Source organism: Rhodococcus sp. WS1, from assembly GCF_003797745.1.
Classification (GTDB): Bacteria; Actinomycetota; Actinomycetes; order Mycobacteriales; family Mycobacteriaceae; genus Rhodococcus_F; species Rhodococcus_F erythropolis.
The window spans coordinates 2,140,400-2,154,873 of sequence record NZ_RKLZ01000002.1; the positions used below are offsets into that span (position 1 = coordinate 2,140,400).

Consider the following 14,474-nt stretch of genomic DNA (forward strand, 5'->3'; position numbering starts at 1 on the left):
GTCTCAGCGTTTGCCGAGCAGGCGGCGCAATCCTTCGATTCGATCGCTCAGTCTGGGCGGCGTGCGCTCGGGATCCATCAGTGCATTTTCAGCGAGCACGTGGTCTTCGCCGTCGACTGTATTCCGGTCGAATTCGCGCAGACTGCGAGCGTCGGAGGTCGAGAGAGCGCGAACCGTCGACAACAGTGACTGCTCACCCAACGCGTCGTCGACTTCTTCCTCGGTGACGTCGAGGTGCTCGCTGAGTAGCCGGCGCCTCAACCCGATGATCGAGGCGCGCAACTCGACATCTGCGTCGTCGTTGGATTCGACGGCGATGTCGCACTCGGTGTCGAAGCCCATCGAACGGTTGTTGAGGTTCGACGACCCGATTCGCAGGAGGCGGTCGTCCATCACGAGGACCTTGGCATGCACGTAAATTGGTGCGCCGGAAGAGGTCACGGGATAGAACGCACCGAATCGGTCGTGGATATCGGCCGACCACAGCAAATGCAGCAGGTCGTGGCGTGCCCCGTCCATCGCCTTTTGTTCGAGCCATCCATCGGCATTGCGCGGAATGACCAGAACGATCTCCGGCCCGTCGGCCTCACGTAGACGCGCGGCAATCGCCTCGGCCAGCGTGCGTGAGGCGAGGTATTGGCTTTCGATGTACAGCGTGTGTTCTGCCCCGGCGATGGCCGCGAGATAGAGCGCCTCGATCTCGCGTACCTCTGTGCGTTCGCCGAGTTCCGGCAGCGTTCTGGCGATGGCCACGTCGACGACGCGCAAGGTGGGAGCCAAATTGACCGGCCACGGCGTCGCCGTGCTCTGGACCGGTGGGAGGTCCTCTCCGGTTGCGGATTTCCAGCGTGCCCGCGCTAATTCGCCGATGGCCGCGGCCGCATTGCCGTCGACCGCCGTGGTTGCGTCATGCCAAGGGCCGTAACGTCTCCCGCTCGGTGTGATCCGGTAGTCGTTGCGGTCGACGTGATCCGAGGTGTCCCAGCGGTCCACCGTCATGTCGATGCCGCCGCAGAACGCCAGAGCGTCGTCGATGACGATGATTTTCTGATGGTGCGCCGCACCAACCGGGTGGGCACCGTCGATCTCGAACCGAAGGCGCTCGTCGGTCAGCCAGTTGGACACGAAGACGGGAGTCATGCCGCGCCCAATTGCGGTGAACGCGCCGATGTTCCATTTGAGTACGAGGATTTCGAGGTCGGGTTTCTCGCGGACCAGCCAGCGGAGGAACATTCCCAATCGGTTGGGGCCGTCGAGCATCTGCTTGCCTGGTTCGAGTTTGATGCGCGTGTCGAAGTCCCAGCCGATCAACATGATTCGCTTCTCGGCTTGCAGCATTGCGGACTTCGCATGATGAAAGTAGTCAGCGGCGTCGACGATGCAGGCAAGATTATCCGCGGGCTCGATGCGCCAGCAGGTTTCGCCCGGAATCAGTATTCTGTTCATTCGCCGATTCCCAGGTACGCGGTCAGTTCGCGCGCCGCCGCTTGGCCGGCGCGGTTGGCTCCGATCGTCGACGACGACGGTCCGTATCCCACCAGGTGCACGCGAGGGTCGGCTTCGACCTGCGTGGCGAGGCGCCCGGTCATCGGGATTCCGCCACCCGGTCCGCGCAGGTGCAACGGCGCCAGGTGATCGAGTGAGCTACGAAAACCGGTGCACCACAAGATGACATCGGCGTCGACGACGGTACCGTCGGCCCACTTCACGCCGTTCGGAAGAATTTCGGAGAACATCGGCAGTCGATTCATCACACCACGCTCTCGCGCTGCCCGGATGGCAGGCGTCACGGGGAGGCCGGTCACCGAGACGACGGATCCCGGTGGCAGGCCGCGTCGTACACGATCTTCGACCATGGCAACCGCAGCGCGGCCGATGTCCGGCGTGAACGGCTCGTCGCGGAACTCGGGTTCGCGCCGCGTCACCCAGGTAGTGGTCGTGACGCGTGAGATCTCGTCGAGCAGTTGGACGGCCGAGATACCGCCGCCGACCACCACAACATGTTTGCCTTCGAACTCCGCAGCGGTTCGATAGTCCTTCGTATGGAGCTGTCGGCCACGGAAGGACTCGGCCCCGCGATAGTGGGGGATGAAGGGGCGCTCCCAGGTTCCCGTCGCGTTGATCAAGCCTCGCGCCGCGAACACTCCCTGGTCGGTTTCGATTCGCAGTCGCTCTTCCCTCGGACACACCACCCGTGTGTGTACCGGGCGGTGGACGGGAAGTTCGAATTGCTTTTCGTACAGTTCGAAGTAATGGGGGACCGCCACCGATGCAGGCACTTGTTCGGCGTCTGTACCGGTGGTTTCCGCGAAGGACATTCCCGGGAGGTCGTGCACACCGTTGACGGTGCTCAGTGTCAGGCTCGGCCAGCGGAACTGCCACGCTCCGCCCGGACCGGACGCATGATCGAGCACCACGAACCCCGATTCGGGTTCGATTCCGAACTTGCGCAGGTAGTACGCGGCGGAGAGTCCGGCCTGTCCCGCGCCGATCACCACCACGTCAACCGGGTGTGGTTGCTGTGCGGCAAGGTCGTCTGTACTCATCGGTAATCTAACCTCCTGATGTACAGAACTTAGCTGCAGAGAAGTATGCGGACGGTAGCGGCGCCTCGGAACTCCCGTGTGTCGAGCCTTCCAGGAACGAAAGTGAGCGGACATGATCGGGTTCTCCCGTGACGGCAACGTCGTGACCATCGAGTTGCAGCGTCACGAGCGTCGTAATGCGCTCAGCGCCGAACTCTGCATCGCAATACGGGACGCGATGAACGCGGCAGTCGCCGAGCATGCGCACGTTGTCGTCATCACCGGTGAGGGATCGGCGTTCTGTGCAGGCGCGGACCTGTCCGGCGACGTCTACATGGAGGGCTTCACCGACCGCTTGTTCGAAATGCTCCGGTCGATCGACACGGCGCCTATCCCCGTCATTGCCGCTGTCAACGGTCCGGCCATCGGCGCCGGTACCCAGCTGGCCATCGCGTCGGATCTGCGCGTCGTGGCACCGACCGCTCGCTTCGGAATCCCCGCGGCCACCCTCGGAGTCTCGGTGGACAAGTGGACCATGCGTCGGCTCGCGTCGCTGGTCGGCGGCGGTCCGGCGCGTACCATTCTGCTCGGCATCGAACAGATCGGCGCCGAGGAAGCTTTCACGCGCGGTCTCGCCAACAAGCTCGGAACCCTCGACGACGCTCAGGAATGGGCGCACCGCATCGCCAATCTCGCACCGCTGTCGTTGCGGCACATGAAGATGGTTCTCAACGACGACGGCACCATGGAGGAACAGTCTCCCGAGCAACTCGACGCCCTCCACGCCGCCTGGCTCAGCGAGGACGTCCAGGAAGCCCGCGCCGCCCGCATCGAGAACCGCCCTCCCGTATTCAAGGGAAAGTAAAGCTCGTTGCAGGGAAAACAGGCACCAGGCACGCGGGACAGATAGTGGCTACGCTCGTCTGAATGAAGAAGACGACGGTTCTCGGAGTTGCGGCTGTTGCCGCGGCGACAGGGTGGGTGGCGCGAGCCGCATGGGGAATCCCGACGCAGATCGGGGCGTCGCGAAACACAGTGCAACCGTATGCGGCGATGTCCCCGCGATACCGGGACCGCCAGTTCCACAACTCGGAGCCCAGCAGCACTCTGGTTCCGGGCACCGATGCCGGGATGTTCAAGTCGATGGCTACACGGGGGTCGACGGGTCGGCCGCGTCAGCCGATTCCGTTGGCAACTCCGCTGGCGCCGTCGGTAGCGGGTGACGCGGCCGTGACGTGGTACGGCCATTCGAGTGTTCTCGTCGAGGTCGACGGTTACCGCGTTCTCGCCGATCCGGTGTGGAGCGAACGCGTATCACCCTCGGCCACAGTAGGTCCCGCACGTATGCATCCCACTCCCGTGGCCTTGGCTGATCTACCGACGGTAGATGCGATAGTCATCTCGCATGATCATTACGACCACCTCGACATGGCGACGGTCAAGATTCTGACTCGCACCCAGACCGCTCCGTTTGTCGTTCCGATCGGTATCGGGGCTCACCTGCGGCACTGGAAGGTGCCAGAGAACCGGATCGTGGAATTGGACTGGGACGAGTCGACAAAAATCGACGACCTGGTTCTCACGTGCACCGAGGCTCGTCACTTCTCCGGTCGTGGCCTCGTCCGGAACACGACGCAGTGGGCGTCGTGGGTATTCGCCGGTCCGAAGCACCGGGTGTTCTTCGGCGGAGACAGCGGATACACATCACGTTTCGAACAGTTGGGTGAAACCTATGGGCCTTTCGATCTGACGCTTCTCCCCGTGGGCGCGTACGACGTGCGCTGGCCGGACATTCACATGAATCCGGAAGAGGCAGTGCAGACACACATCGACCTCAACAAGGGCGACGGATCGCGCGGTGTCTTCGTACCGATCCACTGGGCGACCTTCAACCTCGCGTTTCACTCGTGGTCGGAGCCGATCATTCGCCTCAACGAGTCGGCCGCAGAGGCAGGCACAACAGTGTCGGTCCCGATGCCTGGCGGCAGGATCGACGCGTTGTCACCGACACCGCCGTCGAAGTGGTGGATACCACTGGGCTGAGCGGAGAAGTGCCGCGGACGTGGTTGCCTGTCGAGTCGAACCCTGATTAGTTGCTCCGGGTGCGTAATCTTTGACCATGGCTCACGAGCACACCAGTTCAGAAGAGACAGCAGTGGCGGTAGCGCCTGAGCGATTGCCGGACGACGTCGACGTCGCCCGCGGTCTGACCGCCGATCAGGTTGCAGCAAGGATCGCGTCGGGACAAACCAATGATGTACCGGACCGGGCGTCCCGCTCGGTCAAGGACATCATTCGCGGCAACGTCTTCACTCGCATCAATGCGATCCTGACCGTGTTGTTGGTGATCGTGCTCGCGACGGGTTCGATCATCGACGGCATGTTCGGGTTGTTGATCATCGCGAACAGCGGTATCGGCATCATCCAGGAGATCCGCGCCAAGCGCACGCTCGACGCTCTGGCCATCGTGAGTCAGGCCAAGCCCATGGTCAGGCGTGACGGCGTTGCCGTGGCAATGGCGCCCAAAGATGTTGTGCTCGATGACATTATCGAACTCGGATCCGGTGACCAGATAGTCGTCGACGGTGAGGTGGTCAGTTCTGCCGCACTCGAGGTCGACGAATCGCTGCTCACCGGTGAGGCTGATCCGGTTCACAAGGCAAGCGGCCAGCAAGTGCTGTCGGGCAGTTTCGTTGCCGCAGGCAGCGGCGCGTACCGCGCCACCAAGGTCGGTGGAGATGCATACGCGGCCAAGCTGGCCGAAGAGGCGAGCAAGTTCACCCTCGTGCATTCGGAACTGCGCAGCGGTATCGACAAGATCCTGAAATTCATCACCTATCTGATGATTCCGGCGGGAGCGCTGATCATCTTCAATCAGCTCTTCACGATCGGCTTGCCGATCCGACCCGCGCTCAACGGCATGGTGGCAGCGCTGGTTCCGATGGTTCCCGAAGGCCTTGTGCTCATGACGTCCATTGCTTTTGCGGTCGGTGTCATCCGATTGGGCAAGCGCCAGTGCCTCGTTCAGGAGTTGCCGGCGATCGAAGGCTTGGCCCGTGTCGACGTGGTGTGCGCGGACAAGACCGGAACGCTGACCGAGAACGGCATGCGCCTGTCCGAGGTCGACGTGGCGCCGGGTGGATCAGGGGAGTCTGCAGTCAAGTCAGCGTTGAGCGCGATGGCTGCGTCCGACCCTCGCCCCAACGCGAGCGTTCTGGCGATTCGCGAGTCTCTCTCCGACGATTCCGGTTGGGGCGAAGCCACCGCGCTCGCGCCGTTCTCCTCGGCGAAGAAGTGGAGTGGCCAGTCGTACGGCAGTCACGGCAACTGGGTGCTCGGTGCCCCGGACGTGCTGCTCGATCCCGACTCGGAGATGGCCCGCAAGGCAGAAGAAGTGGGTTCGAGCGGACTTCGTGTCCTCATGCTCGGCAGCAGCAACCTTCCCGTCGACGACGCCGACGCGCCGGGCACCGTCACCCCTGAGGCTCTGGTCGTACTCGAGCAGAAGGTGCGTCCGGACGCACAGGAGACGTTGGAGTACTTCGCGAGCCAGAAGGTCGCGGTCAAGGTCATTTCCGGCGACAACGCGGTTTCCGTCGGCGCCGTTGCCGGTTCCCTCGGGCTCGAGGGTGGTGACCGTCCCATCGACGCGCGGGATCTTCCCAGCGATCAGGAAAAGCTGGCGGACACTCTCGACGGAGCAACGACGTTCGGGCGCGTGCGACCGGATCAGAAGCGGGAAATGGTCGCTGCCTTGCAGTCTCGCGGACATACCGTCGCGATGACGGGTGACGGCGTCAACGACGTGCTCGCCCTCAAGGACGCCGACATCGGAGTCTCGATGGGTTCGGGCAGCCCGGCGACCCGAGCCGTGGCCCAGATCGTGCTGCTGGACAACAAGTTCGCGACGCTCCCGTACGTCGTCGCGGAAGGCCGCCGAGTGATCGGCAACATCGAGCGTGTGTCGAATCTGTTCCTGACCAAGACCGTCTACTCGGTGGTGCTTGCGTTCCTGATCGGCATCACCGGCGTCCTGTCCCAGGTCTTCGACTTCGAACCGCTGCCGTACCCGTTCCTGCCCCGCCACGTCACGATCGCGGCGTGGTTCACGATCGGTATCCCTGCCTTCATCTTGTCTCTCGCCCCCAACAACGAGCGCGCCCGAACCGGTTTCGTCTCCCGCGTGATGCGTCTGGCGTTGCCGTCGGGCCTGATCATCGGCATCACCACGTTCATCTCCTACGTGCTGGCTTACCAAGGCCCGGACCAGACGGAAACCCAGAAGATCCAGGCCGGAACCAGTGCACTCATCACGTTGATCATGATCGCCGTGTGGGTCCTGGCCGTCGTTGCTCGGCCGTACGTGTGGTGGAAGCTCGTTCTGATCGGCGGATCGGTTGCCGGGTACCTCATCCTGTTCGCGCTGCCGTTCACTCGTGAGTTCTTCAAGTTGGATCCGAGCAACGTCGCTGCGACGACGCTCGCGATCACCCTCGGCGCTATCGGCGTTGTGCTCGTGGAACTCTCGTGGTGGATCAGCGCACGCCTGCACGGGGAGAAGCGGAAGATTTTCGCGACGCCCGACGACCTGCCCGGCGAGCATCACCACGCCCACAGTGAGTAAGTAGTTTCAGCGCCTGAACATCTGCACCCAGGCAATGCGATCGCCGCCGCGCTTCTTGGCCCGGTACATCGCATTGTCTGCGTGCTCGATCAGTTCGTTGACAGCCCGATCCGGTAAGTCCGTCTCGGGACAGAGGTAGACGCTGACGCCGGTACTGGCGGATACGGGATAGGGATCGGAGTCGGACGAGACCGCCGAATGTATCTCGGTGGCGACCTGTTCGATATCTCCTCGATCGACTCCGCGCAGGACGACGAACTCGTCGCCGCCGATTCGCGCCACCACTGCCTCAGGCCCGGCGGCAGCGATGAGGCGGTCAGCGACAGCGGTCAACGCGTCGTCACCTGCTACGTGACCGTGCGTGTCGTTGAGGATTTTGAACGAGTCGACGTCGATGAGCAGTGCGATCAGAGCCTGCGTTCGATCACTGCGCAGCAGATGCTGTGCCTCGTCCTGGAGTCCGCGGCGATTGAGTGTCGCGGTGAGGTAGTCCCGGTGGGCGTTGCGTGCGTCGTCGGTCAGGCGCAGCCAGACGATCTGCAGAATCCACGCGGTGGAGAAAACCACACCGGCAACCATCAGATAGAGATTCACGACCACCCAGTCGTCGTTGACCGGCTCGGACATCGCCATGGCAGCGAGCGTCGTGCAGACAGCAAGAGCCCAGCCGATGTGGGTCACGGCAACACGCGGACTGTGAACTATCGCCGCGTAGAAGCCGATCATGATGAACAGGACGCAACCCAGCGTTCCGACGAACGCTGTGCGAACCGCGAAGAAGAGCGTGACGGCGAGCCAGAGGTCGGCCCAGACGACAAAGGCCACGGATTGGCGCCAGGTGGGCCACGATTCGTTTCGCACCCAACGGCAACCGGCATACACCCCGCTGATGGTCCCGACTGCGAGGATGGACCGTGCAAGGGCGGAATCGGAACCGAAGCGGCTCAACTGCATGGTCGCCGCGATCAGGGCGAAGAGGAAACACCACACCGCGACTAATTTGCGTCCGGGAACGGTCAGCCCGCGAGTGTCGAGGAATCGGGGGAGCCAGGTGTAATCGGTGCGATCCGACCACCACCGGGACAGCAGTTCACGCGTGGGGTGGGGGTCGCTCCCCGTCCCGCGCAGTCCTGCATTCAATCCGGGCACCTGTCGATGTCGATGGGTGATCAATCAGCTATTGGCGGGTTAACGCTACCTCGAGTTGCGCGCGGCTCGAACGCACGGACCTGCTTTCTGGCGTAGAGGCCGTCGACCTGTGAGAATCGAAGGGCGCGGAGGAACGATTCCGCCGAAGGATGTGCGTCAGCACCGGGAGAGGACACGGACATGGGTTTCTTGGACAACGTCAAGGGATTGGTCGAAAAGGGCCAGGAGCTCGCAGCGGAGAACTCCGACAAGGTTCACGACGCGATCGACAAGGTGGCCGACATCGCCGACGACAAGACCGGCAACAAGTACGGCGATCAGATCGACAAGGCAGCCGAGGCCGCCAAGAAGGCTGTTCCCGAAAAGCAGTAAAACCGGATTCGGCCATACTGTTGCTCAGGGGCCCGTAACCGAAAAGGTTGCGGGCTTCTGTGCGTCCGCTGGGTGAACTCCCAGGGTCGGCGGGCAGAATGAACGCGTGAACTTCACCTGGATTCTGCTGGTTGTCATTGCCGCCATCGCAGTCACCGGGCTGTCCAATCGACGAAACCTGCAGGCCCCGCTGGTCCTGGTGACCGTGGGCTCGGTCGCCTCCTTCATCCCCGGTATGCCGCGGCCCGAACTGGACCCCCACGTCATTCTCGGTGTGGTCCTGCCGCCGCTTCTCTACTCGGCCGCTCTCAAGTTCTCGGTCGCGACCTTCAAACGCAACCTTGCGCCCATTCTGCGTCTCGGCGTCGGAATGGTGCTGGTGACGGCGTTCGTGGTTGCCTTCTTCGCCGAATGGATGGTTCCCGAGTTCACTATCGGCGCCGCCCTCGTGCTCGGAGCTGTGATCGCGCCGACCGATGCCGTCAGCGCGGTGGCGGTCGGTCAGAAACTCGGGCTCCCGAAACGAGTCATCGCCATCCTCACGGGCGAAGGGCTCGTCAACGACGCGACCGCGCTGACCCTCTTCACCGTCGCGGTCGCTGCCGTGACCGGAACGCGAATTGCGACGGATTCCCCCCTGTTGTTCTTCGCGTACGAAGTAATCGGCGGCGTTGTCGTCGGCTTGGTGCTCGCGTTTGTCGTCAAGTTCGTTCGCGCCCGCATGTACGACTCTCCACTCGAAACCGGCTTGGGGCTGGTCCTTCCGTTCGCTGCCTACCTGGCCGCTGAAGAGCTACACGCGTCCGGTGTTCTGGCCGTCGTGGTTGCTGGTCTGGTGATCGGACACTATTCGACGGACGCGTCGATCATGACCAGGCTGCAGGAGCGCTCGGTGTGGTCGAGCCTGGACACGCTCCTCGAGATGTTCGTCTTCGCGTACATGGGGCTGCAACTGAGCTTCGTGATCGACGATGTTGTCGCCGACGGACTTCCGGTGCTTCACGTGTTCGCGTACGGTCTGGCAGTCCTGGCCGTGGTCATCGTGATTCGGCCGGTGTGGCTGTTCCTGAGCTACTCCCGTGTGCGATTCGGTGTAACCCTGCGCCGTGATCGCGAGAATCAACTGACGTGGAAACAGAATCTGGTGGTCTCGTGGGCGGGAATGCGTGGTGTCGTCACTCTTGCTGCGGCCGGCGGTATCCCGTTCGCGCTCTCGTCCGGCGAGCCGTTCCCCGGACGCGGCGTCATTCAGGCGATCGCGTTCATCGTCGCCGTCGGGACACTGCTCATCCAGGGATCGACCTTGCCGTTCCTGATTCGTCGTCTCGACGTCGCGGATCCCTATGAACAATTGCGTACTCAGGAACAGATGGAGTTGGCACGCAACATTTCTCGCAAAGCCGGTGAGAAGGCGTTGGCAGACGCGGCTGCGCACCCTCCGTCGGGGATCGACGGAAAGGAATTGCAGGCAATCGTCGAGCGCGTACGCCGCTCGATGCAGGCGAGGCTTCAACTCCAGGAGGTCGACGAGGACGCCGATCGCGAGGCCGCCTTGTGGAATGCGGGAGCGCTCTTCGACAAATTCCGGCATCAATCCCTTCGCTCGCAGCGAGTCGCACTGATCGCCGCGCGCGACGACGGAGATCTCGACGACGAGGTATTGCGTACCGTATTGGAAGGACTCGACATCGAAGAGGCCGCAGCCGAGGAACGTGTCAGGCGTCGCCGAGCAGGCAGCGCGGGCAAATAGAGGGGAACACTGCGTATGACGGTTCGGAGTTCGAGGGTTCGCGCAGGCTGGGGAGTCGTGGTGGCGAGCGCGCTTCTCGTGAGCGTCGGCTGCGGGTCGGATGCCTCGCCAGATGTCTCTGTCACCGACAACGCAACCACGACTACCCCGCCGGTCGAGAGCAGCGCGCAAAGCGGCGTCGTGTTCGACAGTGAACCCTTCACCAGCACAGCCGAAGTGGCGGCGTCCGGAGCGAGCGCGGTGAAAATCCTGTACGGCTCCACCTCCGGTATCGACGGCCGGGAGACCCAGGTATCGGGAACCGTGTTCACACCGCCTGGAACGCCGCCGGAGGGCGGTTGGCCGATCGTCTCCATCGGCCATGGCACGACGGGTATTTCGGACGACTGTGCGCCGTCGACCTCGCCGACCCTCTTCGGCACGATCGGCCTGGTCGCGCCGTTCCTCGACTCGGGATACGTGGTCGCTGTATCGGACTTCGAGGGCCTCGGCACTCCGGACCCGCATCCTTACCTGCAACCGGACACCGCGGCGTTCAACGTCATCGACGCGGTTCGAGCGGCGCGCAACGTCGTTCCGGACACCTCGACTCGGTGGGCAACTCTGGGGCTTTCCCAAGGCGGGCAGGCTTCCTGGGCAGCGGCCGAGGAAGCCGACACCTACGGCGACGGACTGGAATTCGTCGGTGCAGCAAACCTGTCCCCGGCAGCGGACATCTCGCCGATCATCTCGAGTGATTCCGAGGTGAATCTGTCACTGCCTCAGCAGCTGCTGCTGCCCTATGTACTCGAAGGGCTGTCCCTCACCCATCCGGAGCTCGAACGAACCGACTACGTGCGCGGCGCATTCGAGCAGAACTACGACCTGCTCACCTCGTGCCTGACCTCTCGCGCGACGGAGAAGCTGGGTCTTGTCGGAAAGGTGACGCCCGCCGACACCCGGCCAGCTACCGCCGAGGACGCGGACCGAATTCACGCGTGGCTCAGCGACGTTGCTCTCCCACGTCAACGCGCGAGCGGTCCGATGTACGTAGTCGTCGGTACCAATGACAACCTCATCCGTCCGGAATGGACCGAGGCGGCCGTCGAACGTGCCTGCGCCGAGGGTGACGTCATCGAATTCCAGGCGCGACCGGGCGAAGGTCACGCGGACGGCGCCGCTGTGCCGGGAGCTGTTGCGTGGGTGAAGGATCGATTTGCAGGTGTTCCGGCACCGAATACCTGCGGGTCGTGAATCGATGACGGCGTCGGCACGAATCCGCGCTCTTGCGCTGGCATTGCCAGAGGCAACCGAGCGGATCAGCCACGGTGAATCGTCGTGGTTCGTGCGCAAAGCGCCGCAGTTCGTCACCATGGCAGATCACCACCACGACGATCGCCTCGCGATCTGGGCCGCGGCCCCACCTGGGGCGCAGGCAGATTGGGTCAGTCGCGATCCGACGAGGTTCTTCGTCCCCCCGTACGTGGGTGGCCGGGGATGGATCGGTGTGTACCTCGACGTTCCGAGTGCCGACGAGACCGAGGACGAGAAATTCTGGAACGACGTAGCCGACGTCGTCGAAGATGCGTACCGCACGGTGGCTCCGAAAACACTGATCCGGAAACTGGACGAGGATTCGCGTTGAGTCCGGCCGTGGTCGCGCTTCTCAGCGTGCTGATTCTCGCAGTGGCCGGGGCACTGACAGCGGTGTGGATGCGCACCAGACGTGAGGTGACCACCCCCACCGAACGTGCCGTCCATGCCGCGCTCCATACGGCTTCACTTGCCGCGCGGCCACTTCGGCGTGGACTCGACAAGAATTCGGCCGCCGAGGCGGCGCCTCACCTACGCGAGCTGACCGGCGGTTCCGGTCTGGGCCTCGCAGACGCGTCGGGAAATCTGCTGGCGTGGGACGGCCGTCACGAAGCGTTGTCCGATCAATTCCACGACGCCGCCATTCGCGCGATCGAAGGCGAACGCCGGGTGCTCGTCACCCACTCGGACCTGGTGCGCGGACCGAGCGATCACCATGTGCGAGCGCTGATCGCTCAGCCCCTGCTGATCGAGGACATCGGCGTGGTCGGCGTGCTGGGAATCGTCACCAGCGAAGACCCGTGGCCGGGAATGCTCGGAGCGGTCACCGAGGTGGCTCGATACGCCTGCAGCCAGATCGAACTCGCCGACCTCGACGCGTCCAGAGCCCTGTTGGATCGCGCCGAAGTGCGTGCCCTCCGCGCGCAGATCAGTCCCCATTTCATCTACAACGCGCTCAACACGGTCGCGTCGTTCGTCCGAACCGACCCAGCGCGGGCCAGAGAACTGATCCTCGAGTTCGCGGACTTCACCCGGTACTCGTTCCGATCTGCGGGTGAGTTCACCCTGCTTGCCGACGAGCTACGCAACATCGATCGTTACCTGACCCTCGAACGCGCGCGATTCGGGGAGGCGCTGAACGTCCGCCTTCAGATCGCACCCGAAGTGCTCAACGTGGTTCTTCCCTTCCTGGCTCTCCAGCCGCTGGTCGAGAACGCGGTTCGTCACGGCATTTCGAGTAAGCCGGAGGGCGGGACCGTGAGCATCGTGGCCGCGGACGAGGGACCTGACTGCATCATCAGCGTCGAGGACGACGGTGTGGGGATGGACCCTGAACTACTGCGTTCCGGCTCACTTGACGCCATCGAGTCGGGATCGGGACGACCCAGCGCACGCGAAGCTGCTCACGTCGGTTTGGCCAACGTCGACGACAGACTTCGTGCCGCGTTCGGCAACGACTATGGACTCGTGGTGGAGACAGCGCCGGGTGCCGGTACGAAGGTCAGCATGCGTGTTCCCAAGTTCAAGCAGGGTATTCACGTCTGATTCTCGCCTTCGATGATCAGGCTGAAACCGTCGTGGGAACATGGACCTGTTGTGAACGAGACTGACACTGATGCCCAGCTGACCGTCCTTGCCGTCGACGACGAGAAACCAGCCCTCGACGAGCTGGCCTTCTTGCTGCGCGCCGAGGACTCGGTGGCGCACGTTCACACGGCATCGGATGCGACGACTGCGTTGCGGATACTGCGCAGTGGAAGCATCGACGCGGTATTTCTCGACATCAACATGCCCGGACTCGACGGTCTCGAACTGGCCGGCATCCTCTCCAATTTCGCGACGCCACCACCCGTGGTGTTCGTGACAGCGCACGACGATCGAGCGGTTGATGCATTCGACCTCGGTGCCGTCGACTACCTACTCAAACCGCTCCGAGAGGAGCGTCTCGCTCAGGCCGTTCAACGGATCGTGGGGTTGGCCGGGCGCACCAAGAGCGAGAACAAGCCCGAAGCTGCGTCCACCGACGAGGTGATCCCGGTGGAACTGGGCGGCGTCACGACGCTCGTTCAACGTTCCTCGGTGGAGTGGGTGGAAGCCGACGGGGACTACGCGCGTTTGCACACCGCCGGGAAGTCGCACCTGGTACGCATCCCGATCTCGACACTCGAATCACGCTGGGCCGACGCGGGCTTCTTGCGCGTGCACCGCTCCTACCTGGTGTCTTTGGCGCTGGTCACCGGCATCCGCACAGTAGGCAGCGGATTGGTGGTCTGTCTGCGCCCGCACGGAGACAAGCCTCCCGTCGAACTTCCGGTCAGCCGCAGACACACCCGTGAACTCAAGGATCGACTGGTTCGTGCGCCCAAGCAGAGCTGGTTGTCACGGTGACGTCGCAGTCCGATCCTCCGCAGCGTGAGCGCGTTGTGTTGGCGCAACGTAGTGGCGCACGGATCGTCCGTACGCGGGTGGAGGTGCAGGAACAGACCGAAGTCGGTGACGCCATGATCCGCGGTCTCGTTCGCGCGCAGTTGGGACTGGCGATTCGCCTTGCCGTCGTCGCAGCCGGGCTCCTGTGTGCGGTACCGCTTCTGACGCATCTCTTCCCGACACTGTCGGAGGTCGCAGTCCTGGGCATCCGGTTGCCGTGGCTCGTGATGGGCGGCGCCGTGTATCCCTTGCTGTTGACCACAGGCTGGGTGTTCGTGCGTCGTGCGGAGCGAAACGAGCAGGACTTCAACGACATCGTGGACGACTGAGCGCG

13 protein-coding genes are annotated in these 14,474 nt (G+C 63.4%); 10 read left to right on the plus strand and 3 right to left on the minus strand.

The window, feature by feature from the left end:
- Positions 1-3: 3 nt before the first annotated feature.
- Both EEB12_RS22795 and EEB12_RS22800 read right to left on the minus strand, forming a co-directional pair.
- Complete coding sequence (locus tag EEB12_RS22795) at positions 4-1,446, minus strand: phospholipase D-like domain-containing protein (RefSeq protein WP_141488554.1); 1,443 nt, start codon at positions 1,444-1,446, stop codon at positions 4-6.
- The gene (locus EEB12_RS22800; protein WP_020970433.1) at positions 1,443-2,546 is read right to left on the minus strand and encodes an NAD(P)-binding domain-containing protein; all 1,104 of its coding nucleotides are present in this window, start codon (positions 2,544-2,546) and stop codon (positions 1,443-1,445) included. Before EEB12_RS22800 ends, EEB12_RS22795 begins: the two co-directional genes overlap by 4 nt.
- A 112-nt stretch (positions 2,547-2,658) precedes the next feature.
- Between EEB12_RS22800 and EEB12_RS22805 the strand changes: the two genes are divergently transcribed.
- The 3 genes from EEB12_RS22805 to EEB12_RS22815 all read left to right on the plus strand — a co-directional run bounded on the left by EEB12_RS22805 (position 2,659) and on the right by EEB12_RS22815 (position 7,149).
- Positions 2,659-3,390: an enoyl-CoA hydratase gene (locus tag EEB12_RS22805; protein WP_019744845.1), complete on the plus strand. Its 732-nt coding sequence runs from the start codon at positions 2,659-2,661 to the stop codon at positions 3,388-3,390.
- Positions 3,391-3,452: 62 nt separating this feature from the next.
- Complete coding sequence (locus EEB12_RS22810) at positions 3,453-4,568, plus strand: MBL fold metallo-hydrolase (protein WP_019744844.1); 1,116 nt, start codon at positions 3,453-3,455, stop codon at positions 4,566-4,568.
- Between the two features lie 76 nt (positions 4,569-4,644).
- Entirely contained in the window at positions 4,645-7,149 is a 2,505-nt protein-coding gene (locus tag EEB12_RS22815; protein WP_019744843.1) for an HAD-IC family P-type ATPase, read from the plus strand.
- Between the two features lie 6 nt (positions 7,150-7,155).
- Here the strand turns inward: EEB12_RS22815 and EEB12_RS22820 are convergent, their stop codons facing one another.
- Positions 7,156-8,298 (minus strand): sensor domain-containing diguanylate cyclase, encoded by a 1,143-nt coding sequence (locus tag EEB12_RS22820; RefSeq protein ID WP_020908721.1) that lies wholly within the window; start codon positions 8,296-8,298, stop codon positions 7,156-7,158.
- A gap of 180 nt (positions 8,299-8,478) precedes the next feature.
- Here EEB12_RS22820 and EEB12_RS22825 point away from each other — a divergent pair, with 180 nt between their 5' ends.
- From EEB12_RS22825 to EEB12_RS22855, 7 genes are all read left to right on the plus strand, one after another.
- On the plus strand, positions 8,479-8,670 hold the full coding sequence (locus tag EEB12_RS22825; RefSeq protein ID WP_003940164.1) for an antitoxin: 192 nt from the start codon (positions 8,479-8,481) through the stop codon (positions 8,668-8,670).
- A 106-nt stretch (positions 8,671-8,776) separates the two neighbouring features.
- The gene (locus EEB12_RS22830; protein ID WP_019744841.1) at positions 8,777-10,420 is read left to right on the plus strand and encodes a Na+/H+ antiporter; all 1,644 of its coding nucleotides are present in this window, start codon (positions 8,777-8,779) and stop codon (positions 10,418-10,420) included.
- A 15-nt stretch (positions 10,421-10,435) separates the two neighbouring features.
- Positions 10,436-11,653, plus strand: a complete 1,218-nt coding sequence (locus EEB12_RS22835) for a lipase family protein (protein ID WP_141488555.1) — start codon at positions 10,436-10,438, stop codon at positions 11,651-11,653.
- A 4-nt stretch (positions 11,654-11,657) separates the two neighbouring features.
- A complete protein-coding gene (locus tag EEB12_RS22840; RefSeq protein ID WP_070385550.1) occupies positions 11,658-12,044 on the plus strand; it encodes an MmcQ/YjbR family DNA-binding protein in 387 nt (128 codons plus the stop codon).
- Positions 12,041-13,258, plus strand: coding sequence for a sensor histidine kinase (locus EEB12_RS22845; protein ID WP_019744838.1), 1,218 nt, complete (start codon positions 12,041-12,043; stop codon positions 13,256-13,258). Before EEB12_RS22840 ends, EEB12_RS22845 begins: the two co-directional genes overlap by 4 nt.
- A 51-nt stretch (positions 13,259-13,309) precedes the next feature.
- Entirely contained in the window at positions 13,310-14,101 is a 792-nt protein-coding gene (locus EEB12_RS22850) for a LytR/AlgR family response regulator transcription factor (protein WP_020908718.1), read from the plus strand.
- Positions 14,098-14,469, plus strand: a complete 372-nt coding sequence (locus tag EEB12_RS22855) for a membrane protein (protein ID WP_003939880.1) — start codon at positions 14,098-14,100, stop codon at positions 14,467-14,469. Before EEB12_RS22850 ends, EEB12_RS22855 begins: the two co-directional genes overlap by 4 nt.
- Positions 14,470-14,474: the final 5 nt, after the last annotated feature.